The 24,886-nt window shown below is 55.4% G+C and carries 41 protein-coding genes; all 41 read left to right on the top strand.

Features of this window, described 5'->3' with window-relative positions; genetic code table 11:
- Window positions 1–54 precede the first annotated feature (54 nt).
- Window positions 55–837 carry a DUF6273 domain-containing protein gene (locus tag DW029_RS08420; RefSeq protein ID WP_147351896.1) on the top strand — a complete coding sequence of 261 codons (783 nt, stop codon included), beginning with the start codon at window positions 55–57 and terminating at the stop codon, window positions 835–837.
- A gap of 144 nt (window positions 838–981) precedes the next feature.
- Window positions 982–1,917: a DUF6273 domain-containing protein gene (locus tag DW029_RS08415; protein WP_118345776.1), complete on the top strand. Its 936-nt coding sequence runs from the start codon at window positions 982–984 to the stop codon at window positions 1,915–1,917.
- A 60-nt stretch (window positions 1,918–1,977) separates the two neighbouring features.
- Window positions 1,978–2,490, top strand: a complete 513-nt coding sequence (locus DW029_RS08410) for a hypothetical protein (protein WP_118345775.1) — start codon at window positions 1,978–1,980, stop codon at window positions 2,488–2,490.
- Between the two features lie 609 nt (window positions 2,491–3,099).
- Entirely contained in the window at window positions 3,100–4,095 is a 996-nt protein-coding gene (locus DW029_RS08405) for a hypothetical protein (RefSeq protein WP_118345774.1), read from the top strand.
- Window positions 4,096–4,432: 337 nt separating this feature from the next.
- The gene (locus tag DW029_RS08400; protein WP_118345773.1) at window positions 4,433–4,789 is read left to right on the top strand and encodes a hypothetical protein; all 357 of its coding nucleotides are present in this window, start codon (window positions 4,433–4,435) and stop codon (window positions 4,787–4,789) included.
- A gap of 21 nt (window positions 4,790–4,810) precedes the next feature.
- A complete protein-coding gene (locus tag DW029_RS08395; RefSeq protein ID WP_118345772.1) occupies window positions 4,811–5,230 on the top strand; it encodes a single-stranded DNA-binding protein in 420 nt (139 codons plus the stop codon).
- 15 nt (window positions 5,231–5,245) lie between these two features.
- The gene (locus DW029_RS08390) at window positions 5,246–5,707 is read left to right on the top strand and encodes a hypothetical protein (RefSeq protein ID WP_118345771.1); all 462 of its coding nucleotides are present in this window, start codon (window positions 5,246–5,248) and stop codon (window positions 5,705–5,707) included.
- A gap of 50 nt (window positions 5,708–5,757) precedes the next feature.
- Window positions 5,758–5,943, top strand: coding sequence for a hypothetical protein (locus DW029_RS08385; protein WP_118345770.1), 186 nt, complete (start codon window positions 5,758–5,760; stop codon window positions 5,941–5,943).
- Between the two features lie 69 nt (window positions 5,944–6,012).
- The gene (locus tag DW029_RS08380; protein ID WP_118345769.1) at window positions 6,013–7,416 is read left to right on the top strand and encodes a flotillin family protein; all 1,404 of its coding nucleotides are present in this window, start codon (window positions 6,013–6,015) and stop codon (window positions 7,414–7,416) included.
- Window positions 7,416–7,793 carry a hypothetical protein gene (locus DW029_RS08375; RefSeq protein ID WP_118345768.1) on the top strand — a complete coding sequence of 126 codons (378 nt, stop codon included), beginning with the start codon at window positions 7,416–7,418 and terminating at the stop codon, window positions 7,791–7,793. Before DW029_RS08380 ends, DW029_RS08375 begins: the two co-directional genes overlap by 1 nt.
- A 329-nt stretch (window positions 7,794–8,122) precedes the next feature.
- The gene (locus DW029_RS08370; protein ID WP_117843584.1) at window positions 8,123–8,923 is read left to right on the top strand and encodes a ParA family protein; all 801 of its coding nucleotides are present in this window, start codon (window positions 8,123–8,125) and stop codon (window positions 8,921–8,923) included.
- Window positions 8,924–8,925: 2 nt separating this feature from the next.
- Window positions 8,926–9,288 carry a hypothetical protein gene (locus tag DW029_RS08365; protein WP_117843583.1) on the top strand — a complete coding sequence of 121 codons (363 nt, stop codon included), beginning with the start codon at window positions 8,926–8,928 and terminating at the stop codon, window positions 9,286–9,288.
- A complete protein-coding gene (locus DW029_RS08360) occupies window positions 9,289–9,573 on the top strand; it encodes a hypothetical protein (RefSeq protein WP_117843582.1) in 285 nt (94 codons plus the stop codon).
- A gap of 4 nt (window positions 9,574–9,577) precedes the next feature.
- The gene (gene mihF, locus DW029_RS08355) at window positions 9,578–9,904 is read left to right on the top strand and encodes an integration host factor, actinobacterial type (protein ID WP_118345767.1); all 327 of its coding nucleotides are present in this window, start codon (window positions 9,578–9,580) and stop codon (window positions 9,902–9,904) included.
- A 410-nt stretch (window positions 9,905–10,314) separates the two neighbouring features.
- Window positions 10,315–10,629, top strand: coding sequence for a hypothetical protein (locus DW029_RS08350; RefSeq protein WP_117843581.1), 315 nt, complete (start codon window positions 10,315–10,317; stop codon window positions 10,627–10,629).
- A gap of 99 nt (window positions 10,630–10,728) precedes the next feature.
- Window positions 10,729–11,046: a hypothetical protein gene (locus DW029_RS08345; protein ID WP_147351895.1), complete on the top strand. Its 318-nt coding sequence runs from the start codon at window positions 10,729–10,731 to the stop codon at window positions 11,044–11,046.
- Window positions 11,033–11,359, top strand: coding sequence for a Lar family restriction alleviation protein (locus tag DW029_RS08340; RefSeq protein WP_118345765.1), 327 nt, complete (start codon window positions 11,033–11,035; stop codon window positions 11,357–11,359). Before DW029_RS08345 ends, DW029_RS08340 begins: the two co-directional genes overlap by 14 nt.
- A gap of 19 nt (window positions 11,360–11,378) precedes the next feature.
- The gene (locus DW029_RS11520; RefSeq protein ID WP_199582617.1) at window positions 11,379–12,092 is read left to right on the top strand and encodes a hypothetical protein; all 714 of its coding nucleotides are present in this window, start codon (window positions 11,379–11,381) and stop codon (window positions 12,090–12,092) included.
- Between the two features lie 65 nt (window positions 12,093–12,157).
- Complete coding sequence (locus DW029_RS11335) at window positions 12,158–12,307, top strand: hypothetical protein (protein ID WP_158572646.1); 150 nt, start codon at window positions 12,158–12,160, stop codon at window positions 12,305–12,307.
- Between the two features lie 4 nt (window positions 12,308–12,311).
- Entirely contained in the window at window positions 12,312–12,542 is a 231-nt protein-coding gene (locus DW029_RS08330) for a hypothetical protein (protein WP_118345764.1), read from the top strand.
- Between the two features lie 21 nt (window positions 12,543–12,563).
- Window positions 12,564–12,794: a hypothetical protein gene (locus tag DW029_RS08325; RefSeq protein WP_118345763.1), complete on the top strand. Its 231-nt coding sequence runs from the start codon at window positions 12,564–12,566 to the stop codon at window positions 12,792–12,794.
- Between the two features lie 13 nt (window positions 12,795–12,807).
- Window positions 12,808–13,812, top strand: coding sequence for a glycosyltransferase family 2 protein (locus DW029_RS08320; RefSeq protein WP_199582614.1), 1,005 nt, complete (start codon window positions 12,808–12,810; stop codon window positions 13,810–13,812).
- A 586-nt stretch (window positions 13,813–14,398) separates the two neighbouring features.
- The gene (locus DW029_RS08315; RefSeq protein WP_118345762.1) at window positions 14,399–14,998 is read left to right on the top strand and encodes a hypothetical protein; all 600 of its coding nucleotides are present in this window, start codon (window positions 14,399–14,401) and stop codon (window positions 14,996–14,998) included.
- Window positions 14,999–15,001: 3 nt separating this feature from the next.
- The gene (locus DW029_RS08310) at window positions 15,002–15,370 is read left to right on the top strand and encodes a hypothetical protein (RefSeq protein WP_147351894.1); all 369 of its coding nucleotides are present in this window, start codon (window positions 15,002–15,004) and stop codon (window positions 15,368–15,370) included.
- Window positions 15,371–15,434: 64 nt separating this feature from the next.
- A complete protein-coding gene (locus DW029_RS08305) occupies window positions 15,435–15,638 on the top strand; it encodes a hypothetical protein (protein WP_118345760.1) in 204 nt (67 codons plus the stop codon).
- Between the two features lie 12 nt (window positions 15,639–15,650).
- Window positions 15,651–15,917: a hypothetical protein gene (locus DW029_RS11330; protein ID WP_158572645.1), complete on the top strand. Its 267-nt coding sequence runs from the start codon at window positions 15,651–15,653 to the stop codon at window positions 15,915–15,917.
- Complete coding sequence (locus DW029_RS08295) at window positions 15,904–16,461, top strand: hypothetical protein (protein WP_118345758.1); 558 nt, start codon at window positions 15,904–15,906, stop codon at window positions 16,459–16,461. The genes DW029_RS11330 and DW029_RS08295 overlap by 14 nt, the downstream gene beginning before the upstream one ends.
- Before the next feature lie 168 nt (window positions 16,462–16,629).
- Entirely contained in the window at window positions 16,630–17,025 is a 396-nt protein-coding gene (locus DW029_RS08290) for a DUF2493 domain-containing protein (protein WP_118345757.1), read from the top strand.
- A 408-nt stretch (window positions 17,026–17,433) separates the two neighbouring features.
- A complete protein-coding gene (locus tag DW029_RS08285) occupies window positions 17,434–18,060 on the top strand; it encodes a DNA/RNA non-specific endonuclease (protein WP_199582611.1) in 627 nt (208 codons plus the stop codon).
- Window positions 18,061–18,165: 105 nt separating this feature from the next.
- Window positions 18,166–18,735 carry a signal peptidase I gene (gene lepB / locus DW029_RS08280; protein ID WP_158572644.1) on the top strand — a complete coding sequence of 190 codons (570 nt, stop codon included), beginning with the start codon at window positions 18,166–18,168 and terminating at the stop codon, window positions 18,733–18,735.
- Between the two features lie 176 nt (window positions 18,736–18,911).
- Window positions 18,912–19,121 carry a hypothetical protein gene (locus DW029_RS08275; protein ID WP_118345755.1) on the top strand — a complete coding sequence of 70 codons (210 nt, stop codon included), beginning with the start codon at window positions 18,912–18,914 and terminating at the stop codon, window positions 19,119–19,121.
- 374 nt (window positions 19,122–19,495) lie between these two features.
- Window positions 19,496–19,789 carry a hypothetical protein gene (locus tag DW029_RS08265; protein WP_118345753.1) on the top strand — a complete coding sequence of 98 codons (294 nt, stop codon included), beginning with the start codon at window positions 19,496–19,498 and terminating at the stop codon, window positions 19,787–19,789.
- 145 nt (window positions 19,790–19,934) lie between these two features.
- Entirely contained in the window at window positions 19,935–20,273 is a 339-nt protein-coding gene (locus tag DW029_RS08260; RefSeq protein ID WP_118345752.1) for a single-stranded DNA-binding protein, read from the top strand.
- Between the two features lie 143 nt (window positions 20,274–20,416).
- A complete protein-coding gene (locus DW029_RS08255) occupies window positions 20,417–20,830 on the top strand; it encodes a hypothetical protein (RefSeq protein ID WP_118345751.1) in 414 nt (137 codons plus the stop codon).
- Between the two features lie 145 nt (window positions 20,831–20,975).
- A complete protein-coding gene (locus DW029_RS08250; protein WP_118345750.1) occupies window positions 20,976–21,209 on the top strand; it encodes a hypothetical protein in 234 nt (77 codons plus the stop codon).
- Between the two features lie 143 nt (window positions 21,210–21,352).
- Window positions 21,353–21,586 carry a hypothetical protein gene (locus DW029_RS08245; RefSeq protein WP_118345749.1) on the top strand — a complete coding sequence of 78 codons (234 nt, stop codon included), beginning with the start codon at window positions 21,353–21,355 and terminating at the stop codon, window positions 21,584–21,586.
- Window positions 21,587–21,779: 193 nt separating this feature from the next.
- Window positions 21,780–22,085 carry a hypothetical protein gene (locus DW029_RS08240; protein ID WP_118345748.1) on the top strand — a complete coding sequence of 102 codons (306 nt, stop codon included), beginning with the start codon at window positions 21,780–21,782 and terminating at the stop codon, window positions 22,083–22,085.
- Between the two features lie 226 nt (window positions 22,086–22,311).
- Window positions 22,312–22,650: a single-stranded DNA-binding protein gene (locus tag DW029_RS08235; protein ID WP_118345747.1), complete on the top strand. Its 339-nt coding sequence runs from the start codon at window positions 22,312–22,314 to the stop codon at window positions 22,648–22,650.
- Window positions 22,651–22,748: 98 nt separating this feature from the next.
- Window positions 22,749–23,351 (top strand): hypothetical protein, encoded by a 603-nt coding sequence (locus DW029_RS08230; RefSeq protein WP_233543842.1) that lies wholly within the window; start codon window positions 22,749–22,751, stop codon window positions 23,349–23,351.
- A 170-nt stretch (window positions 23,352–23,521) separates the two neighbouring features.
- Window positions 23,522–23,893, top strand: a complete 372-nt coding sequence (locus DW029_RS08225; protein WP_118345746.1) for a hypothetical protein — start codon at window positions 23,522–23,524, stop codon at window positions 23,891–23,893.
- Between the two features lie 144 nt (window positions 23,894–24,037).
- Window positions 24,038–24,754: a DUF2786 domain-containing protein gene (locus DW029_RS08220; protein ID WP_118345745.1), complete on the top strand. Its 717-nt coding sequence runs from the start codon at window positions 24,038–24,040 to the stop codon at window positions 24,752–24,754.
- Window positions 24,755–24,886: the final 132 nt, after the last annotated feature.

The raw sequence follows: 24,886 nt of genomic DNA, 5'->3' as shown, positions 1-24,886 counted from the left end.
GTGGTATTCGCGGGGCCGCAGGTCTCCGGTGCCATCCGGAACCAGTTAAACCAGGTGGCCAACACGGTCGACTCCGGCACCGACGGCGATAACTTCATCTCGGCCGAGGAAAAGGCCTACCGCGAGGCGATGAAGACCGTAGCCCAGAAGGATGCCAAGGACTGGACGCTCGATGAGCAGAAGGCCGCAGCCACCGACATCGCCAAGAACGGAACGTCTTCGGTCGTTTACGCCAAAGCCAAGGCCGCCATGGATGCGGGTACGAAGTGGTCAATCAAGCTCACGAACGGCAAGACGATGACCTATCGCATTATCGGAATCAACCACGATGACTTGGGCGACGGCTCTGGCAAGGCGGGTCTGACTTTTGAATCGACCCGCGCTATCACGCGAGATGTGGATCGGCTTGTTAAGGACAGAGCTTCAGGCGGCTGGGAGAAATGCGAGGGTCGCGCCAAATTGAACTCCGGCGAAATCTGGAAACTCATGCCGGCTGAATTCCAGTCCAACATTAGAACGGTTAAGAAGATAACCAACTGCGTCGATGGCACGGATGCTAATGCTGCGCTTACCACGACAACTGACAAAGTTTTCATCCTGTCCTCCACTGAGATTGCCGATGACGGGCATAGGGACGGATGGCAATATGAGTTCTATAAAGAAAGGAATGGAACCGTCGGAGTTGATGACTCGTTAGAAAGATGGACTCGTTCCTTGAGTGCTTACAGTAAATACGGCTTATTCGAATACTACAAGGGATCATACGGTTTTGGTCGAAACGGATTCAATGGTGGCACTTACGGTGGCGTATACCTATACCCTGCTTTCTGCTTCTAACCTCAACAACAAAGCCCGCGCGACCCCGCGTGGGCTTTCCCGCCCCTAAAACATTGCCGCAGCGGCAAGACCCGCGCAAAACCTCGCGCCACACCTACCCTTGGCTCGTATCTACAAACCCTGAGCGAAGGGAGCCGCGTATGCATGCAGCGGCATTTTCGCCACGGGGGGGTATCTCCTAGGAGTGCCCGCCTTCGAGGCCAATCTATCATCGAGTACGTCCTGATCATCGCCGTCATTGGCTTGGTGATTGTGTTCGCCGGCCCCGGCGTTGCCGGTGCCATCCGCAATCAGTTCAACCAAGTCACGAACACGGTCGATTCCGGCGCCGACGGTGGCAATTTCATGAGCGCGGAGGAGAAGGCCTACCGCGAGGCGATGAAGACCGTCGTGAATAAGGACGCGAAGGACTGGTCGCTCGGCGAGCAGAAGGCCGCGGCCACCGACATCGCCAAGAACGGCACATCCTCGGTCGTCTACGCCAAGGCGAAGGCTGCCATGGAGGCCGGTACCAAGTTCTCCGCCAAACTGACCAATGGCAAGACGCTCGAATACCGTATCGTCGGTATCAACCACGACGATCTCGCCGACGGTTCTGGCAAGGCGGGTTTGACGTTCGAGGCGACCAACGCTGTCTTGGGCGCCCAGAGAATGAACGCCACCCAGACCAACGCCGGCGGCTGGGAGCAGTCGGAGCTCCGCGGCCGTCTCAACAGCGGTGACCTCTGGTCGCTCCTGCCCAGTGAGCTCCAGTCCAAGGTGAAGTCCGTCAAGAAGATGACCGACAACAAGGGCGGCGGCACCGCCGGCACGCCCTCGGCTACGACCGACAAGGTCTTCCTGCTCTCTACGACCGAAGTCTACGGTAATCTCCAGTCTGATGGCGCCCAGTACGAGTACTACAAGTCTAAGGGCGTGACGACGTCGAGCTACTCCGGAGCTTCGTCGAGTAGCAATCACTGGGCTCGCTCCGTGAGTCCGGGCAACTCCGCGTACTTCCGCAGTGTCTATAGCAACGGCGACTATTACTACAGCGACGCGACGTACGCCAGCTACGTGTTCCCCGCTTTCTCCTTCTAATCTACGCCCCTGAACCCCTCTGGCATTCGCCGGAGGGGTTCCTTCACAGCTGGAGGCTCCATGGTTCCCAAGAGCAGACAGACCGAATCGGTTTCGACTGAATACCTCCGACAGGCACGCATCGTTTGGCGTGAGCTCATCTCGATAGCCAAGAAACTTCCGAAGTCACGTGCCCTTACCGAGACGCAGTACATCTGCCGTGCAGGCTACGAACTCATGCAGGCAACCGCCGAGGCGGATGGCATCTACGTTATGACGGTCGAAGAGAGTGCGCAAAGGCTTGCCCTCCTGAACGATGCCTACGGGCGGCTTTGTCTCATCGGCATGTTCATTGATGCGTGGCTGGACGATATGCCCCAAGTTATCTATACCGAGCTAGACGCTGGGGGAGTAGAAGTGGGAGTTTCCAAGCCCTTCGTGAAGATGAGCCGGCTCGAGGCGCTCGCAGGTACCGTTTCTACCGCCATGAAGGTGACGAAGGGAGCTATAAAGGCAGAGCGTATGCGCCTTAAATCACTTGATTCCAAATTGGCTGCAAGGTCGGTTTCTCCCGAGGTTTCTCTCGTCGAGTAGGGCTGCTCTCCATCTGGGCTTCATTGCAGTGAAGCTCAGATGGTGGGCATCCGTTTTAGCTTCGTCGAGTAACAATCACTGGACTCGCTCCGTGAATCCGGGCAACTCCACGAACTTCCGCAATGTCAATAGCAACGGCGACTATAACAACAACAACGCGACGAACACCAACTACGTGTTCCCCGATTTTCTCCATTTGGTCTGAGTAGCGAACCTCGTGAAAGCGGAATGGTAAAGGAGAAAAGGGGATGTCCACCGGTCGGCGCCCCATTCGGCGCTGCGAATACAGGCCTCGGTGATGCAAGATGGGCGGACTTGCCTCTCGAAAGAGACGGCATCTGGATTGCTCCGGCGGTTTTCAGGCACATCGGAATCGGCACCTTGAATAGGGGTGCAGCCGGGGCTTATTGTTGATTTATGAAAGGAGGGAGCCCCTTGAACCGCTCCCAACGGGCAAGGCGGCGCGAACGCCGAGAAAAGCGCCGCCGAGAGCTGAGCCGCGAATCGCTTGCGACGGTACCGAAAACACCTGAAGACGTTTTCTCTTTCGGAAACCTATATAAGGCGGCTCGAGTATGCGCAAAGGGCACCCTATGGAAATCGGCTGCTATGAAGTTCGATAGGTATCGTGCGGTCAACTGTATCCGCCTGCGCGAGAGCCTGCTTGTGGGTAAGTATCGCCGCCAGCCCCCAGTCCGCTTCACCCTTTGCGAGCGTGGCAAGATCAGGCACATCGTGGGACCGCGCTACAAAGATCGCGTCGTCCAGCGTTGCCTATGCGACCGCTTTATCGTCCCGATGGTGTCGCGCAGCCTCGTCTATACGAACTCGGCGAGCTTGAAGGGCAAGGGGACCTCCTTCGCTCGCAGCCGCTTCGAGCGGGACATGCTTTTGGCAGGCCAAAGATACGGGGCAGACGCTCGGGTTTTCCAATACGATGTCAAGAATTACTTCGGCAGCATCCCCTCGGCTCGGGCGCATGCCGTTCTAACTCGAATTATCCTGCGACCATATAGCGGGCTTCCCGAATCGGATTCTATGTCTCGGCTCCTGGATATCGCTGTTCTCTATAGCTGCGAATCGACTTATCTGACATTGGGCAACCAAGTAAATCAGCTTGCGGCGATTGCCTACCTGAACAGGATGGACCACGCCTTTCATGAGCGTCTCGGGCAAGGCGGCGCTGGACGCTATATGGATGACGGCTACATTTTCTGTTCAAGGGAAGACCTGCCGTCTATTCGTCATCTCTTCCTCGCAAGCCTAGAATCTTTTGGGCTTCAGCCGAATGCAAAGGCCTGCTTCTCTTCCCGCCTGAATCAGGAGCTGACGTTTCTCAAAATCCGATTCTCTTGCGCTAATGGCAAATCTCGCCGCCGTCTCGCCCAAACCACCCTAATCCGCTACCGCAGGCACCTCAAGTCACTTTACGCATCCGTGAGCTCGGGGAAGCTGCCGCCGGAGGTCATCGCGTCGTCCATCGCGAGCTTCAACGCCGTCCTGTCCGTCTCCACCGCAAGGCACAAAACAGCCCTAAAAGCGAAGGCCGTCGGTAACGAACGTCACGTCTCCCGCATCTTGCATAGCACCCGGAAGTGCCCTTAATAGCACTTCCGCAGTACTGCACCTTGTTATTATTCTCATCCCCATCCACACCCATTGCACCCATTTCGGTCATTTCCGGACATTCCCGGACAATGTCCTAAAACCGCCCAAAAATGTCCGAAAACGCCCCCAAATGTCCGCAATTGCTTACCGTCCACCGATAACACAGGAAATATATAACGGCGCACCGTTAACTATGCTACTATCCTAGCCGTCAGGCCGCTCCCCAAACGACCTGCCGGACAGATAGGATGACGACATGAAAACCCTGAATGCAGGAGGCGGAGCCAAATCCGCCGCCACCCTTTTGCGAAACGAGAAACCAATAGGAAGCCGAATGTTCTACTTCGAGGACGAGCCGCACGATGACGGCACATTCGTCCACGAGGCGGTCCAGTCGTTTCTCGGCGAGATTGTGGACGTCGCGATGCCGTGTCCGTTCAAGGCTCGCGGCTTGGAGACCATACGCATGCAGATAACACAGGCGTACCCCGCATTTTTCATCGGCCGCCGCGTGAGCGGCAACAAGCGAGGCCTCGTCGTAAGCGTCCGCTACGCCGATATCTCGAGCGGCGCCTGCATCTCTGACCAGATCTCCACCGCGGTGCGCCGAATCGAGACATCCCACACCCGTCCGCAAAGCCATGCGACCCGCGCGAAGCGTGCGAACTTCATCGCCGACCTTATCGATTAGCGTTTCGAGAGAGGAACCGACATGTCCGATATCAACAACGTTTCCCTGACCGGTCGCCTGACGCGACCGCCCGAGCTGCGCATGACAGCAGGCGGCACGCAGCTCCTGTCGTTCACACTGGCGTTCAACACCACGGTGCGCAACAAGCAGACCGGCGAGTGGGATGAGCGTGGAAATTTCATCGACTGCACCATTTTCGGCAAGCGTGCCGAGGCCCTGTCGCGCTATCTCGCGAAGGGCCAGAAAGTCGCAATCGCAGGCGAGCTCCGTTACTCGACATGGGACAAGGATGGCCAGCGACATTCCAAACTCGATTTGATTGTCGCTAACATTGAGTTCTTGGCAACTCGACAGTCCGCAACCCAGCCCGAGCAGGCACCTGCCCCGCAAGCCCCGATGCCTCCCGTCGTCGATGACTTCGATGACGATATCCCGTTCTAAGGGGGGCAAGGGTTAATGGATTTTAAATGCTCTGTCCGCGTGCAGACGGCAATCGAAGGCATTATTTATTTCACGATTCTAATAGGAGTGGGTTTACTCCTCTTTGCGATTTGGGACTTTGGCGACAGCGAATACAATTCGTTCCAGCTCGAGCGCACGCAGGCGGGGAGCATCCAGGGCAAATACATCGACTCATCGGGTTCAGCCAAAAGCTACTACGTGACCGTCCGAAACGGGAGATACGAGGCAGACCATGAAGTCTCCCTTGTCGATTACAACGCCGCCAAGGTCGGAGCCGATTTCCCGATCGTGCCGACCGATTCCGATTCCGTCAAAACCGATGAGGCTCAAGAGCAAGCCGACAACGCGCAGGCAGATTCTGCCAAATCCCAGGCGGCTGAACGCCAGAACAATGCCTACTGGCAGTGGTTTTGGACCCACCAGTTGCTCACGAACATGAGCGCGGGAGGCGAATAATCGTGATGCACTCTGAGTCCGAACACCTTCTAGCTTCACAGGAGTGACAGATGCACGTTATCGAGAAACTTCGCGACATTTGGACGAGGTACGGCGGCGGGTTCAATAGCCTGAGCCGCTCCGAGCAGGTCGAGATCCTGCACGGTGTATGGACCTTCTCGCTCGCGCTCTGCGTCCTTGCCTGCATCGCCACGCTCGTCGTGATGCTCGTACGCCTGATTGAGTTCTTGGCGTAATCCCCTGACATACAACTGTTTATAACTGGGCGGCCCCTGTCAGAGCCGCCCTTAAAGAAAGGAAGCTGCATGCTCTTCGAATCTGTAATCTTCAACCTACTCCCCATCATCGTCGGTATCCTGGTCGTGGCGATGGTGTTCGAGAGCTGCTGGCGCAAATGCCCACCGGACAAACTGATGATCGTATCTGGATTCGGGCAGATGCGCAGCGTCTCCGGTAAGGGTACCTTCGTTATTCCGCTCCTCCAGCGTGTCGACACCCTCTCCCTCGGTGCCGTACAGGTGCAGCTGACCACCGAAAATGAGATCCCCACTCAGGATGCAATCCTCATCCACGCCTGCGCGGTCGCCAACTTCCAGATCGGTCAAACCCCCGAGTTGATCGAGACTGCTTCCAAAAACTACCTGAATATGGACAAAGTGGAAATGACGCGCCAGGTCACCGAAGTGATGCTGGGTAAGATGCGAGAGGTCATCGGTCAGATGGACTTGAAGGAGCTCATGCGCGACCGCGAGAGCTTCAACGCCAAGGTCTTCGACGGCTCCAAGGACGACCTCGCCAACCTCGGCCTCGAGCTGCGCACCTTCAACGTTCAGGACTTCTCCGACTCCCAGGGCATCATCCGCTCCATGGGTGCCGATCAAGCGGCCGAGATTAAAAAGGAAGCCGAACTGGCGCAGATCAAGGCGGCCGAGGAGGTCGCCATCCGCCAGAACCAGCTCGACTTGAAGCAGGCCGATCTCAAGAAGCAGGCCGACAAGGCGAAGGCCGAGGCCGATATGGTGAAGGCCACCGTGACGGCCGAGAAGCAGCGCGAGCTCTATATCGCCCAGCAGGAGGCCGAGATCGCCGCGGAGACCAAGAAGGTCGAGCTCGCCGAGCGCCAGGCGGACGTGAGGGAGCGCGAACTGAACGCGACCGTGAAGAAGCAGGCCGAGGCCGACCGCTACGCCGCAGAGCAGGCGGCGGAAGCCGACCTCTACAAGCGCACGAAGCAGGCCGAAGCCGCCCGCATCGAGCGCCAGAACGCCTCTGATGCCGAGCTGTATTCCGCCCAGAAGGATGCCGAGGGCATCAAGGCGAAGGCTATCGCCGAGGCCGAGGCCACGCGCCTGAAGGGTGAGGCTGATGGGGCATCCGAGAAGAGCAGGGGAGAGGGCATCGCCGCCGGCGTGAAGGCCCAGGCGCTCGCCTACAACGGTATGGAGAACCCCTACCTCCTCGCGAACCGCTACATCGATATCATGCCCCAGGTTGCCGAGCAGGTCGCGAAGCCCCTTACCGCAGTCGACTCCATCAAGATGTACGGATCGGGCAACGCCCAGAAACTCGTAAAGGAGACCGCCGCGATTGTCGACCAGGTCGCATCTGGCCTGAAGGACAGCACGGGAATCGACCTGCCGTCCCTGCTGAACGGCCTGATCTCGAGCTCCGATACCGATACCGACCCTGCAGAAAGCCCAGTTGACTGATGGCCATCTTGCTGGTCGTCTCGGCCTTGCTGCTCGACTTCCTTGGCTGCGCGATGCCCCTGTCATGGATAGTGGACACCAGGGGCATCAAAGCGGGCGTCTTTCTGATTTGGCTGGCACTCGCCATCGTTGCCGTCCTGATGGGGTTGCTGCATCGCGATGAGCTGACGGGGGTGAACCCCCTGTTGACGGCAGGTCTTGAATCAATCTGCCTAGTCTGTGCAATCTATCCCTTGTTTGGTTTCGCTACGAGCTTGGCTCTCTGCGGTACCGCACAGATCATCACGCTGACCGTCCTTGCCTTTTTAGATCTCCTTGTGACGACCGCAGGATATATTTCCTTGCTCTTGGGTACGGTCTGGCTCATATTCTTCTAACTTCACGGGCGCACCCGTATCGCTTATAGTGCCCGCATCATTTATCCCCCGCGCCACAACGGTTGCGGGGGCTTTTCTTTGCCGATGTGACCCATCCCACGCAAATACTAACGACACGCCGATAATTCTCAGATATTGCTTGCATTATGCCGATAGGCTGTTATCATATAGTTAAGTCAAAAGCGTTCCCCAAGCGCTGGATGACGGACAGGAAGATGACTACGCGACATCTATAAATATCGTAAGGTGACGGGCGGCGTGCTGCCCATCACCTAGGCTATCTATGTTCGTAATTCCGTTCGGGGTCGCACGAATCCGAAGGGAGTCCGATGATGGGTGCCGATGGCGTGGCGCAGGTCGCAAGGACGATTGCAGTAATCAACAACAAGGGCGGGGTTGGGAAGACCACCGCAAGCAAGGCTCTCTGCGAGGGCATGGCCGAGCGCGGGTTCAACGTTCTCCTGATCGATATGGATGCCCAGGCGAACATCACGACTTGGATGAAGGCCGAGACCGCTCCTGCCGTCCCCACGGTCTTCAATCTGCTCGAGAAGCCCAAGACATCCCTCTCTGATTGCGTCCAGTTCATGGACGGGTGCGACATTATTGCCGGCGATATCGCGATGAAGGACCTCGATTCGGTCCTCTCTCAAGGCCTCGGCCGCGAGTTTCGCCTGAAGCGAGCCTTGGAACCTGCGATGGACGTCTACGACTACATCGTTATTGATTGCCCCCCGTCCCTCGGTCTTTCCACCTTGAACGCCCTCGTCGCGGCAGATGACGTGGTTATCGTAACCGAGCCGTCGATGTTCTCGATTAACGGTTTCGGCAACGTCTACGACCTCGTCGAGTCCATCAAAGCCGACTATGCGTTCAACCCCGACCTCAATATCGACGGCATCCTGCTCAACAAGTACAGCAAGGACGAGGTTGCATCCCGCGCCGCCGACGAGCAGCTTCCCGCGATCGCCGAGCTTGGCCACACGAAGCTCTACGCGGCGCGTCCGATGAAGCACAAGGCGATTGAGGACGCGGCGAACAACAAGGAGCCGCTGTTCGGCTTCCGCCCCAACGATGCCGCCGTGGCCGAGTTCCGCAAGTTTGTGGACGAGTATCTGGGCGGCGAGTAGCCATGGCCGCACCATCGAAGAATCGCATGGACCTCACGGCTGACGCGAAACGAGCCATGCTGAACCGCCATTCTGGACGTGCGTCCGCACGCCCCGCGGAGACTGCCAGGCAGGCAGGCCCCTATCCCTTTGGCGATGAATGCGTGAAGGGGATGGCGGCTGCGATTAAAGCGGCCTACTCCAAGGAGTATGCGGCGGCAGATTTCCCGCGCCAGACGCAAGTCTCCTTCAAGATTGATTCCAAGGCAGTAGACCGCATGAAGGTCGCAGCCGTCACCCACCACATCCGCATGCGCGATCTTTGGGCGATAGCGACCGATATCGTCATCCAAGCACTCGATGAACTCGATAGGGAAGGGATTTAAATGGACGAGATTGAGGATATTACCGGAACCTCGCTTCGGGATTGGCAGGTCGAGCGGGTCTTGGAGCCCAAAGACGCTCTCATTCCGAAGGGGATGAAGACAATCGCCAAAACCCTGCGGCACGCAGGTCAGCTACTCGCGGTAGCGACCGCCCCCAATCCCGATGACCCCGAGACTCCCTGTTATGCCTTTATCACCGTCTCTCGCAAGAACCGCGCTGAAATTAAGGCGTTCATCTGCGAGTTGACGCCCGAGCAATACCAAGATTTATTCGAAAGCGAGTGACCCTATGTCCGATTCTGCAAACAAGCTGCCCGCTCTGACCGATGAACAGCGCCGCGCGAACCTTGAGAAGGCTACAGCCGTCCGAAAGGAGCGCAAGGCCTTGCTCGATTTGGTTCGCCAGGGTTCCGTCACCTTCGAGCAGGCTTCTGCTGACCCCAAATACTGGCGCATTCCTGTGGTTCGCCTGCTGATCGCCGTTCCCGGTGTCGGCAAGACGAAGGCCACCCAGCTCATGGCTCAAGCCGGCATCGCTCCGAATCGCCGAGTCAAGGGTCTCGGCCGCCGCCAACGCGATTACATCATCGCTCACCTCCCTGGATTCAAGGACTAAGACATGTCTCTGCTTGCGACATTTCTTTATTTCGCGGCGGTCATATCAGGCTATGCCGCCGCCATGGCCCTGCTCCTTTGTCCTTGGCTGGCGAAGGGGCTGCGGCGTCGTCTCCCTCGTATTTGATCGATTCTATTTCACGGGTCGGGGTTCACGCTTTCCCGACACCCCCTTTGTTGACTCCTTTCCTTCCTTATGTGACACGTGCCTGAGTTGAAGACGGCGCCGCAGCCCCCTCGCCATATAGCTGCCGGCATGCTCGGCGCGGCGGACTCTGTTGAATTCCATTACTCCCCACACCCCCTTTTCACCCTCCCTACAGACAATGGTCTTCGACACGCCATAGAGTCCCCCGCGGCGGGCATACCGGCGAATTTCCCTAACCCTATAAAAAAGATTGGTGATCCGATATGAGTCAGCTGACTGCTGTCGATATTTCCGATAGCGACCGATTTGAACTCGCAGAGGTCCTCAAAGAGGAATCCGAATCGAGTTCCGCGCCTCGTCCCCTTGAGGACATCCTGCAGGAGACCTGCGACGACGATTTCGACCCAATGAGCCAGCGCAGCTGCTACGAACTGCTTGCAGCGTATATCGCCCGCCCGACGGCGACCATCGAGTCGAAAAACGGACATTCCTCCTGCTCGAATTGCGGTACCGGCATCCCATATCACACCCGCTTCGCCGCGTACTGCCTGGGCTGCGGAGCCGTTTTCAGCATCTAATCGCACGCAGCCGACCCCGCCGCGCCGCTCCACCCACTGGGACGGCATACGTTGGGACGCAAGTTGATAGCCATTCCCCCTATAGAAAGCAGTATCCGAATGGAACCGAATTCAAACCCGATCGATCCCTTTCCCCGCATGGAGCCCGAGGAGCTTCGCGAGCGCCGAAACGCCATAAAGCTCAAGACTTGCCCCTTCTGCGGCGGCACGGTGGCGCCCCGTTGGGCTCCATGGATGGACGGGGCTCCGTGCTGGGAAATCGAGCATACCGATTTCGAGCGGGCCGTCGCCGCCAAATGTCCGATCGAGATGGGCGGCTACGACTCCCTGGAACAGTTGCAGCGGGCATGGGATACCCGCCGCCCCAGTTCTAAAACATCCGAGACTCCCGAGGGTCCAAACGATGTCGAAGCGTAAGTACAAGCTGAAGCGGACGGACTTCATCGGATGCCAGAACACTTCCTATATGGATGTTGACGATGCTAAAGCCTGTCCGTTCTGCGGTAGCAGGCAGGTGACTATCTATCCCTACGGACAGGGAGCCACCTCGTATGTCGAGGGCGTAACTACGCTCTACTTTTCATCTGCCACCTGCAAATGTCGAGGTTGCACCGCCGAGATAGACGGTCCCCAGCGCAAATCGATTATCGAGGGCGAGGATGAATACAACGCCTGTATTGCCGCCCTGAAAACCTGGAATACGCGATATACCGGCCCCGCCGGTTTTTAAACGGATTGGGAGGCATGGAATGAGACAACGCGATAACATCACGAGCTATCTGTCCGAGCGCGTATTGGCCCGCCTGCGCCATGAGTACTCGCTGGTGGCGTCCGAGGTCTGGGTGGACGATGACCACCGCGTTGATTTCGTCGCTTTCAAGCCTGAAAGTTTCAGTCCCGGACGCTCATCGCCGTCCCCATCTTCCATAGAGCGGGGTGAGTTCGTCTTCGTCGAAGTCAAATCAAGCATGGCCGATTTCAAGAGCGGCCATGGCCTGACTTTCCAAGGCGATTCGAACTGGCTTGTCTGTCCGCAGAGTCTCGCCGAATCACTCTACCAGACGATGGGGCTCCCCAATGGCGCAGCGGTATTCTGTCCAGACGCTGGGGGTCGGCTGCGAAAGAAATTCGATCTCAGCATCGGCGCAGGGAGCTTTCGCACCGCACCCGCCTCCGAGCTCCTGTATCGGATGGTGAACCACAGCTACAACACTTGGCGGACCTCACGCGGTGTCTTCGGCTCATATTGTCCGTGGTGCTCCCCATACAATCCCAAGCCCTTGGGCGATATCGATACCGTCAGCGGGGACATGGACCTGATTGACGGGATAGGGCTCACGCTCGATGTCAGTGACCCGCATGGGGCGCATTTGACGATGTCCCACGACAACGATATCGACCGTGCATGGATTCCCATCAACTATTGCCCGATTTGCGGGCGAAATTTTCGAAAGGTTAGATAAATGACCGTTATCGAGTGTTGCTGCGAAAAAACCGCCGGAACGCAGTCAAGGGAAAGGAACTCGAAATGTCTTTAGATGCAAGTGACCTGTACTCCATCGAACGCAGGTTGGAGAGGGTTGCCGACGAGATGCGCAAGCGCAACGAGATTGAGACCCAGAAGCTCGAGCTGCTGAAGCAGTTCGAGAAGAATCTGTCCGACAAGGACAAGGAGTAGACCGATGACCGTTATCCAGTATTGCCGCGAAGAGGCCAAGTGGCGCGATCTCGTGATTATCCGAGTTGGTGGATGGGTGAGTTGCTCGGCCTATATCGACCACAAGGATTTAATTCGCCTGCCGCCCGATTTAGCCAATGCCGAGGTTGTCTGCGCAGAGCGCGGCTGGACTCGCCTCGCGAACCGGTCAGGCGGCTTAGAGGATGCCCCATGCGTCTATCTAGATATCAAATAGGGAAGTTAAAGGAGGCTGATCATGACCGTTGTCGAATACTGCAGACATGAGACCAGGGTGTACGAACTCGTGATTATCCGAGCTGGCGGACGGGTGAGGTGCTCGGCCTATATCGACCACGAGGATTTATTTCGCCTGCCGCTCGATATAGCCGAGGCCGAGGTTATCCGCTCAAAGCGCAGCTATATTGACATCGCAACTCGCGCGGGCAGCGCATGGAGTTCTCCGTGTGTCTATCTCGATATCAAATAGGGAAGTGCTCTGGGTGGATCAAGACGAGATTGCAGTCATCATTCCCTGCTACAACGAGGCTGAGACCATCGGCAAGGTGGTCGACGACTTCCACCGCGAGCTGCCAGCCGCGACGGTTTACGTTTATGACAACGATTCGACCGACGCGACCGCCGAGATTGCAGCGAAACACGGTGCAACCGTCCGATTCGAGCCTCGCCGCGGCAAGGGCAACGTCTGCCGCCAGATGTTCCGCGATATCGATGCCGCCTGCTATCTCATGGTGGACGGTGACGATACCTATCCAGCCGAGGCGGCGGGCGCCCTATGCGAGCCAATCCTCGCTGGGCAGGCCGATATGGTTGTCGGCGACAGGCTCTCCAACGGGACATATGCCAAGGCGAATGGTCGGGCGTTTCATGGATTTGGAAACAACCTAGTCCGCGCCATGATCAAGTGGATTTACGGTTACGGATATCCCGACGTCATGACGGGATACCGTGCCATGTCCAAGCCCTTTATCAAGACGTTCCCTGTGCTCTCCGAGGGCTTCCAGATCGAGACAGAGCTTTCCATACACGCCGTCGACCGCCGTTGGCGCATCCAAAGCGTCCCCGTAGACTATCGCGATCGACCCCAGGGTTCGATCTCGAAGCTGAACACCGTGGGCGATGGGGTCAAGGTTATCGCCATGGTCGGCACCCTTTTCAAGGACTATCGCCCCCTCAAGTTCTTCTCCCTGGTCGCGATTGCGTTTTTCATCATGGGAGCGGTCTTGGGCATTCCCGTCATTCGCGAGTTCGTATTGACCGGCGTTGTGCCTCGGTTGCCGACGGCGCTCCTCGCGGTGGCGTTTATGTTCCTCTGCGCCCTGTCGCTCGCCACCGGTCTGATTCTGGATGCGGTGGCGAAGTCGGATCGCCGGCAGTGGGAGCTTGAGGTCTATCGCTCCTTCCCGCAGGCCGATGAGGGTGCGTTCGATAAACCCTGGTGGGCTTCCACTTTTCAACCGCGAGATAGTGGGCGCTCAGCCTCATAGATTCGCCTCGCCGCGAATAATCAAATTGACTTACGCTCTGCCGATTATCGCAGATTAAATTAGCTATAATAACTATAGTTAATGCGAGCGTTCCCCAAGCGTTCCGATGGACAGGACGATGCCGAAATGAATATCTATGAATCATCCACGCCCTTACCGGATTGCGATACCCGGTTATCGTTTGCTGCGAGGCTCCGCTATAACTCGCAGGTGCATGGCGCTGCGGGTATACCCTTAGGCCCCGCATCCATTGCCGGCATCATCGAGGAGACTGTTGCGGACGAGGCGCCCTTTACCGATGAGGACACGCTCGAACTGCTCGCGGCCCTGATCGACCCCGGTACGTGCGAGAACCTCAACAGCCCGCAATCGGGCCATTTCACCTGCTCCGTTTGCGGAGCGGACGGACTTCATCGGCAAGGTGCGCATACCCGACGAGAATTACGAGGGTGGATGGAGAGTCGAGCTCATAAAGAACTGCCCCTACTGCGGACACAAGGTTGTGGCCCCCAAAAGGACGCTTTTGCAGGTAATTCCAGGCGGCACTAAAGCCCGTCAAGGCTGAATAGCGAGGACGAGACCCTATATGGATAACCTAATCAACGTGAACCGCGAGATGGCAGACGCGCTCCGCCACCTGGCTCTCGCAGGCTCCAAACCCATCGCAGAATTCGTCAATGTCCCCGCTGCGCTGTCTAAACTGGGCATTGAATGCCACCGCGCCGAAGGGGAGCTTCTCATTGATAGACGCGACACGCTCAGACTTGCAGACTATGTCGATCGCCCCGTGGGCGATGCAGACGAGGCGCAGCGCGGCCGAGCCGACATCGCCATGTCCATCCGCGATGCCGTTTCCGATGCAGCCGCCGAGGAAGTAGCGGGTGACGATATTTGGGAGCGTCGTGGCCTGTTGGATCTTTGCGACCTCGCCAAGGCCCTCGGTTTGGACGTGAAGTATTACAACGAGGAATACCCCGCAGTCGAGCAATGTGCCGCAAGAGACCTAGCCGACAAGATTGACGTGCAGACATGCAGATACGTCCGCGGTGAGGACAACGAATCGAAGAACTTCGCAGGGCCTGTCTGGTTTTGCGACAAATGCGGTCATGACGAAGGGGAGTATGGCGCCCATTTCTATTGGCACTGCCCCATATGCGGTCGCGTGATCGAGAAGACGGAGGGATAGGTCTTGTACAACCCCACCAATGAAATGACGTCTTGGGAATGTCGCAGACTGTGGCAGATTCTAAAATTGCGATATGCCGACATCGAGCCGTACGACTTGGATGCCCTGCAAGGCTATATTGCTATCGAGTGCGCCGAATCATGTCGCAAGAGCGAGACTCCGCGCTACACGATTCCCCGCCGCAAGGACGATAGCCTCTGCTACAAGATGAACCCGGACGGCGGCATCGTAAAGGCATATCTGAAAATCGACTGTCCCGGCCAGTGGAACGGTCGCGAGGCGGTAAGTTTCAACTCCGACGGCTTCATCGGCTTCTGCGGCTGGGCTGATACGGTCAACAGCCAGCCAATCTATCGCGCATGGTGCAGATGATGCATCGACTATATGAAGTACAAGTTCGAAGACCAGCTCGCCTCGATAGTGTATGGACTGAAAGATGTTTGATATCGCCAAAGTAGACCAGATTCACTGCTCGCACTGCGATGCAGTGATTGTAGACCCTGCCGACCTCATCGAGCTCGACGAGTACCTTGAGTCGATAACGGGCACGGTGTACTGGGAGGGCAAGTCTATCTGCGGCGACGGAAACGATATTTCCAAACGACTGCGGGAGATTGTTTGCCGCTCTAAACCCTGTTGAGAGGATATGATTTTGAATATACTTCCATGCCCTTTCTGCGGCAATCAGGACATAGAGCCGTCCCTTTACGATGACGACTGCTATGAAGATGCTGAGGGTAACACTGTCTACGACGTTCGCATGATAATGAACTGCGACCGATGCGGCACGCACATGATCGCCGCCGGCAGCATCGCCGACTCGATGGATGGTGCAGAAGACGCCGCGCGGGCTCGCCTGATTCGTCGGTGGAACATGCGATGGAACCAAAACGGAGCAAACCCGCATGATTTGGTTTAGATACATATTTCTTGCGCTTATCCTCGCTGCAGCGGTCAGTTTGATTTCCGTTGCGATTCCCAATCCAAAATCTTCTGATAGACTCTTTCGCCTATATATCGCATCAATCCTTGCCACAGGTGCGATCATCTGCGTTCTGTTTCAGGCGCTCATCCCGACGGGCATTGAATCGGTCGGGGAGAAGGTCGAGGTTTCGGAAACCCACTCCCTCGCCTCGCTCAAGACGGAATCGAGCCTGTCGGGCAAGACGGCGCTCTCCTTCGGATACCTTACCTCGACCGATGAATACGTACTGATGGTGAAGCGGGACGATGGTGGTTATCGACGAAGATGCTACCCTGCCGAAACGGCGGTAGTATACGAGGACGCGGGTGCCGATGATGCGAGGGTTGAGACGGTCAATAGCTACCAAATCGTCCGTTTGAACTATGCATTACCGATAGTTGGCGAATGGTCACGCGACCAGCTGTTTTTCAACAGGCGGGAGACGCGAATACACGTCCCGCAAGGCAGCATCGCTCAGGGTGAGTATGATTTCTCTTAGCACGCTGACAGCTTAATCGGGTGTTTTTCTAAGGCGGTCGTGAGATCGCCTTTTTTGATGTTCTTTTGCCGCCCCGATCTTGTATCCCGACCATCAATATACTATGCTATATGACTAAAGCAGGACGGATAGACGCCCCGCAATCCGAAAAAGGAAGGACGTGCCCACATGACATTTCACTGTATGATAGTCGGTAGCAGAAGCTATACCGACTATGCCGCCTTCAAGGCGAAATGCGATGCCCTGCTCGCTGGCAAGACCGATATCGAGATTGTCTCGGGCGGTGCATCCGGTACCGATGCCCTAGCCGAGCGATATGCCCATGAACATGGCTACTCGCTGCAGATCTTCCCAGCCGATTGGTCACGATATGGAAAACGAGCAGGATACGTAAGGAACCGCGAAATGCACTCCTACATTTCCACTTTCACCGATCGCGGCGTAATCGCCTTTTGGGACGGCTCGAGTAGGGGGACCGCACAGAGCTTCGCTCTATCGAAGGAATTCGATAATCCGCTCAGGGTTATCCGAATCGATTCAGGCCACAGGCCTTCGGTCTCATAAGTTTCATACATGCCCGATATCGATACGCCGTTAAAACAACCAAATACTAATGGACTACCGATGGCTGTGCTAAGATTAACGTCAGTTAATGCGCTTCCCCAAGGCGTCAAAGATAGGAAATGACCCGATGCACTCTGAGAAGATTCTTCAGGCAAATCGGAATTATAGGCAGGATTGACTTGCCGTAGAGCTGCCCAATCGGTCGGGGGAGACGCATCCGAGCATTGACAGGAAAGGATGCGAAATGAATTACCTCACTGACCGAAAAGAGTTCGAGTCATGATGGTTCCAAAGCGGCAGGCTAAGTTTTTACAAAAACTCGTGATCGCGCTTTGCATTGTTATCCCTGCTTCTTTCGTCACGCATTGCGGCATAGCGCTAGTTTTCAATCCAAAATTAAATCAATTTGTGACGTCGACTCAGACTCCCGATGGGACCTCGACTTCAAGTCAGCCGATCTCGATTCCCGAATACACCGGCAACCCCTCCGTGGCGCTTTCGGACACAAGCGGGTTGTCTGCCGCTCCGGCAACCAAGGAGCCGATTCTAACCAAGCTAGATTCGTCTGGGCGCTGCGGCACGGTGGAGATGGTCGTATCCCTCGAGACTGCTCCATCACGAGGAGAGAAGCGCGGTTCGATCGGCATGGTTAAGCCCTCCGGCTGGCACACGGTGCGCGATGATTCGCTCGACGGCAAGTACCTGTACAACCGCTGTCACCTAATCGCTTGGTGTCTGTCTGGTATGAACGCCGAGAAACGCAATCTGATAACGGGAACCCGTTACATGAATGTCGAGGGCATGTTGCCCTATGAGACAAAGGTAAGCGACTTTATTTTCGCCGGCGGCGGTCGCGTCTGCTACAGGGTGACGCCCGATTTCCGCACGGGCGAGTTAGTTGCCCGCGGCGTGCGCATCCAGGCGTATTCCCTTGCTGACAAGGGAAAGAGCATCGATTTCGATGTGTACTGCTATAACGTCCAGCCCGGCTACAAGATTGACTACGCCACGGGCGAAGCGACGAAAATCGACTAATCAAATGTCTGGCAAGGAGATTTAGGCATGTACGACACATATGTCCTTCTGGGATGCGGTCTTGCTGCGATCGGGATGAAAGGCCTTATGAATTAGGTGGTAGCTTTGGAAGAGACTGAAAACAAACCATGTTCGGGGCTTCCATGGGGTGCCATCATCTACGCCGCGATAATCCTGGCGGCGATCGAGACCGTTCTTTTAATAAGAGCATTCGTGATCGAGCCTTTCAGTATTCCCACCGAATCGATGTGCGACACGATTGAGGTCGGGGATAGCGTTTTGGCCGAGAAGATAACCCTTGAGCTCGGCGGAAACGTTTCGCAGGGCGATATCATCGTCTTCGAAAATCCTGAGAGGGATCCCGAAAAAGACGTGCTGTGCAAGCGTGTCATCGCGCGAGGCGGACAGACGGTCGATTTGAAAGACGGATCGGTCTATATCGATGGAAAGAAGATCGCGGAGGATTACGCGAAGGGCGATTCCTATCCCCTGTATATCGGGAAAGCGAAACGGATATCCTATCCCTATAAGGTCCCCGAAGGTGAAATCTGGGTCATGGGTGACAACAGGGAGAACTCAGCTGATTCCCGCTATTTCGGCGCGATTTCCGAGGACAGCGTGATCGGCATCTGCGTCATGCGCCATCTGCCCGTGAACCGTATCGACTTACTCTAAGGCATGTTGTTTGACTTCCAGTCTTACTCAATAGGGCATCCTTTAATGGATGCCCTATTTGTAAATCTCTTCGTTATTATTCTCATTTTGATCTTGCTAACATAATTCAAATCAACTATACTATATGCCAACAAGCGGAACGAAAGGCGTCCCGCAAACCGGAAGGGAGATACCCCATGAATCGCAAACTGGATACGTTCTTCTTTTACTTTCCGAGAATCGTCATGGCACTCATCGGATTGTCGGCATTCATTTTCGCTGCCTGGTTCTGTCAGTTCTACTACCTGTATCTGAACTGTATCGTGGTCCCGACCGCTTGCCTTCTTGCCAGCCACGGAATCCAGTGCGCACGCCAGGTGGTAAAAGCATACCGTTACTCGCTTTAGCTACTTTGGGGTGGTGCATGGGTGCAACCCCCTCCATTTCAGCAATCCTTACAGAGAAGGGAATCGACAATGTTCGATCAGAACATGAGCCTTGAGAATATCAAGAAGGAATCATCCTTGTGAACTACGAGCGGATGCGCCTGGCGATGGAGAGAGTTGGACTTTTGCTTGAGGTCAGGTTGCACTCCGAAGACCGTGACTTTGGGGAGTATATATATCAGAAGGTAGAGCATGACTTGGATATTCTGGAAGAACAAATCACCGTCTTGGACACCCTAATTGACCTATGGCAGCTACAGGAGTTTTAAAGTGCATCAGGTTAAGTGGATGCTCATTCAACTCCATGAACACCTGATTTCGGAAAGGAAACAGCCATGAAGAAAGTCTTTAAGTTCACTGAAACTCGTTCTTGGTACTTCGACCTCGATATTGACGATGAAACGCAGGTCGAGAAGGCTCTATCGGCATTGGTTGGAACCGAGGGTTTTAATTATTATCTGACTGACCGCGCCGAGGATGAATATGAGAGCGTCTGGGATGAAGTTTCAGCAGACGAAAAGCGTACGTGCGGCGATCATGCTACCGACTATTTTCGAAGGGTAGCAGATAGGGAACTCGAGGGGGAGGCCCGTGACATAGTTTTGAAATCGCTGCGCGAAGGCGAATAGATCGCACTGTGATCAATGGCTTCCATGCCGCTTTATTTCGTCTCGTTTTTCAAGATAAATCTTGAATTTCACTCTATATTCAACTATACTATATGCTAACAAGCGGGATGAAGGCATCCCGCATCCCTAGAGGAAGGAACATCCCATGTCTATCAATCGCGTTATGCTTTCCGGCAACATCACCCGTGACCCCGAGGTTCGCATGACCGCGAGCGGCACTCCTGTCCTTTCGTTCGGTCTTGCCGTCAACGATCGCCGACGCAATTCCGTGACCGGCGAGTGGGAGGATTGCCCGAACTTCATCGACTGCACCATGTTCGGTACTCGAGGCGAGGGCATCTCCAAGCACATGGCGAAGGGCGACAAGATTGCCGTAGACGGCAAGCTCCGCTTCAGCCAGTGGGAAAAGGACGGTCAGCACCGTACCAAACTCGAGGTGATTGTCGAGGATATTGAATTCATTGCTCGTCGTCGAGACCAGTAGAAACCAGTAGACGGACGGCTGAAAGGCCATCCGTTTTCAGTTATTTTCCATGGTAGATCTTGCATCCTGCTCGCTATTCAACTATACTATATGTCGACAAGCGGAACGATAGGCGTCCCGCAAACCCTTTTGGAGGTACTCATATGAGCTGCTACATCGTTTCCGATCTCACAATTTCCGCGATCGTCGCCGCAATGGCAGGCACCGGCTTCGAGCCCGCTGGTCTGAAGGACGAGAAGTCCGGCATCAAGTACAACTCCGCGACTTGCGGCCAGATTGTCGGGCAGATGCTTCTCGATGCCAATTACGAATCCGTCAACGAGCGTTACGGCGAGCAGGCCCATGCTCATGATTTTAAGCTCACGCAGAAGGCTGACGGAAGACCTTTTACCCTAGGCGAGATGTACGGCTGCATCAAGTGCTACGAGTACCAGACATGTGAGAAGCCTGGATACGAACTGTCGGAGATCCATGACGTTCTTGCCTATGTGAAGGACGATTTGGCCGAAAAGATGCTTGCAAGGCTGGGCGAGGAGTCTGTCTGGGGTCTCGAGTAGCCATACCTTATAAAAAGGTGGTCGCGAGATCGCCTTTTTCATGCCGGTCTCCCAGTTAGATCTTGCATCCTGCTCGCTATTCAACTATACTATATGTCAACAAGCGGAACGAATGGCGTCCCGCAAACCCGAAGGGAGATACCCAATGAAGAACTTTACGATTAAGGTCACCGAGCATCGTGAAGGTCTGTTCGTCGTTGAGGGCAAGGACGAGAATGATGCCCTGGAGCGTTTGGGCAAGATTATCGAATGCGACGCTTTCTGGAATGACTTCGAGAACTGGGGCGAGTATACGCTCGAAACCGAGCTTGATGATAGCTGCGATGATCCGATTGGGGAGTGGAGCGACGAGAGCTACCGCGACCTATTCGGCGCATAGTTCAGCAACTCAAGGCGATCGGTAACGGTCGCCTTTTTTTGTCCCATTTTCCCAGCTAGATCTTGTATTTCTACCCATTTCCCCTATACTATATTTAAAAAGCGGGATGAAGAGCGTCCTGCAAATCGGAAGGAGATACTCCCATGAAAGACAAGAAGCTCAGTGATTCGATTGATTATGTATGCTCTTGCTGTCCGCGCATATCCGACTGCGATGAAAGGTGGGACGATTCCTATCCCGCTTTCGACGATTACGATAGCTCCGATGCAAAGTACTGTGAGCGCTGTATGGTGCGCGTAATGGCGGATTACTACAACGCCCTCGATAATCGCGGAGACTCCTGCGAATCTGAGTACCAAGCGATCCTGAATTACTAGTCCATGAATTGACAGCGGTTCCCATAGCCGCAGATATCCGCGCCTTTTCCCAGATGATAGCGGCCGCAGGGTCGCTATATTATCCGAAAAACATTCTCAGATAGATCTTGTGTTTCAACCATTAGCCAACTATACTATATGTTAACAAGCGGAACGAAAGGCGTTTCGCAACTCACCGGAAAGGAAGCCCCAAATGACCAACACGAACGATATTTCCAGGTACGTGACCAGGGTGGACGACGGCCTAATCCGTCCCATGACGGTGCGCGAGCTGATGTCCAGGCTGAATGAATTGATCTCTATCGACAAGTCTATCGCAAGGATGCCTGTGGGATTGTCGACTGACGCGGAGGGCAATATGATTTATGTCCCCCGTGTTTTCACACCGAATGACCCAGAGAAAAACGATGGATACACACCCTTTGCCGATCTCGTCGGCGTGCTTACCGACGAGGACTGCGCTTACTACCATGTTCCCAAGTGCGTTGTGATTGGATAGGCAGGACACACGAGGACTGCATAGATAGCCTAGAGGGCGTTCGGTAACGGTCGCCCTTTTTCGTTAAGTTCGCCGCATTGAATCGGCGAATTATATTTGGTGGATCCCAAAGTTTTTCAAACTATTTTGCAATTCGATCTTGCATCCCAGCCAGTAACCAACTATACTATATGCCAACAAGCGGGATGAAAGGCATCCCGTAATCCTAGTGGAAGGAACACACACCATGTCTATCAACCGCGTTCTGCTTTCCGGCAACCTCACCCGTGACCCCGAGCTCCGCGCTACCGCAGGCGGTACCCCCGTCCTCTCGATCGGTCTCGCCGTCAACGACCGCCGTCGCAACGCGCAGACCGGCGAGTGGGAGGATTACCCCAATTTCGTCGATTGCTCGATGTTCGGAACCCGCGCCGAGGCAGTCTCCAAGCACATGCAGAAAGGCGACAAGATTGCCATCGAGGGCAAGCTCCGCTTCACCCAGTGGGAGAAGGATGGACAGCATCGTACCAAGCTCGAGGTGATCGTCGAGGATATCGAATTCATGGCCCAGCGTCGAGACCAGTAGGAACCAAAAGGCAGGTGGTCGAAAGATTGCCTGCCTTTTGACATATGCAACTAGCGCAACGATAGGCGTTTCGCAGGCCTTAGTAGAAGGGACTCAATATGGCTACAAAGAGTTATTTGGCGGCGGCATTCATCGGTGATCGGGATGTTAGCGGGGCTTTTGGAAGCGGCGAGTTTCGCTCGAGCCTGAACTTCGCGAGGCGAGAGCTTCGCGGGTACCAGCGCCTGGCGGAGACCATCTACCGACACGAAGTCGTATTCTGCAACCGACGCGGCCTCGAGGATATAGCCGCCCCAGAGCTTGAGTTCGGCATCCTTACCGAGACGAAGGACACCAAGACCGGTATTGTGGAGGCCAATTTTTCCGTGACGTCGACCTACAAAGCCGAGGATTTCGTATCGGATACGCGAGACGCATTTCTCGCCTTTGCAGCCGAAGATTTCGGCGAGCAAATCGCATCCGAGGCCGCGGCGCTCCTTGAAGGTCAAACCGCTTCGATGCCATGGCATAAGCGCTTCGAGATATGGAACTGCCTCACAAGTTACGACCTATATGGCGTCTCGACTGCAAATCAACTCATTGATGGGGTTAGGGAGCTCGCCGGCGCCCTTGCCGATGGGCGCACAGCTGACGTAGACGGGGTAAGCCCCGTTTTCCAGGCTTTCCACCGCGCCGAGCGAAATAACCTCGGCAGGGAATAGGAGTCTCCAAAGATACGCCTTGATATTAACGATTTAGGGTATCGGTTAATCCGATGCCCTATTTCATATCATTTTCCGTGGCCGATCTTGTATTTCCTCCTATATTAAACTATACTATATGCAACGAGGCGGGATGAAAGGCGTCCTGCATATCGGAAGGAGATACCCCTATGATTACATTGGTCAACGGCAAAGGCGAGCAGGTCAACGACTTTCAGTTCCTGGACTGGGAGGAGGCGGAGGGCTACCTGATGGAGCGGCGAGAGAAGGGGGCAAACGACCTGTACTTGCGCGGCGATTTCGTCACCCCGACCACCTATGATGGTGCCTATTTCATCGTAGTCGGTTTTGCTGACGATTACAGCATGGTTATCAAGGCTAAGCACCTGCCGTGTCCGAACGAGATCATGAACTGGATCGAGTCCGATATGAAGAGGTTCGGTTATTCCGATATCTTTGAGTATTACGTGACGGACGAGGACGACGTATACACGGGCTACGATACCGAAAACATCGACAACTGGCCTATCTTCGGTGCATAGTTCAGTGACTCCAGGGCGGTCGCAAGATCGCCCTTTTCTATGCCATTTTCCCAGAAGAATCTTGTATTCCCTCCCATATTCAACTATACTATATTTCAACAAGCGGAACGAAAGGCGCTCCGCACACCGGAAGGGAGATACCCTATGAACCCCATCGACTCCAAACTCAAGAAGATTCTCGCCATGATTGACGGCGCGACCTCCGAGGGAGAGGCTAGGGCGGCATCCCTTGCCCTTCAGCGCCTGCTTGCCGCAAACAACATGACCATCGACGATATCGACCTCACCGAGGACGCGCCCGAGGTCAACGAGTTCGCCGAGGAGCTGGGCAAGCGCGTCCCGGAGTGGGTCAAGGTCCTCGCGTACGTTATCGCGAAGAACTACCGTTGCCGTTACTACATGCAGACGAGCCACGGCGCATATGATTACTGGACCGGCTGCCGCCGTGTGACCGGCACCCGTTTCATCTTCGTCGGTGAAAGCCAGGATGCCACGGTTGCAGCCGGTTGTTTCCGCGCCACCAAGCACGCGATCGAAACGTGCTTCAAAAAGTTCTGCGACAAGCGAGCAGAGCAAGACGGAACCAAAATCGGCCGCCGTGCCGGCGTTAAGAACAGCTATTGCCTCGGCTTCATCCAAGGGCTCGAGAACTCCTACCGCGAGCAGCTTGAGCAGGACGAGACCATGGCCTTGGCGATCGTGGTGCCCGAGAGCGTCGCCCGATACATGAACGACGAACTGAAGCTCAAGAAGATGAAGCCTCACTCCATTACCGTTTCCGCCGATACGTCCATTGAGGATGCCGGCAAGGAAGACGGCTACGGTTTCGGTCAGGGCGATCGCATCGCAACCTGCGCCTAGCAACCGACATGGAATAGGGGAGGGCGATGCCCTCCCCGTCCATTTTCCTCGCATGGCTATCAATTTTTATGACTCCAATTTGAGTGGAGCTGATTATTCTATCGCACTGGTAGAATAAGACGAAAGGCATGA

Source organism: Collinsella sp. AF38-3AC (assembly GCF_003474365.1).
Classification (GTDB): Bacteria; Actinomycetota; Coriobacteriia; order Coriobacteriales; family Coriobacteriaceae; genus Collinsella.
This window is presented reverse-complemented; position numbering and strand designations above follow the sequence as displayed.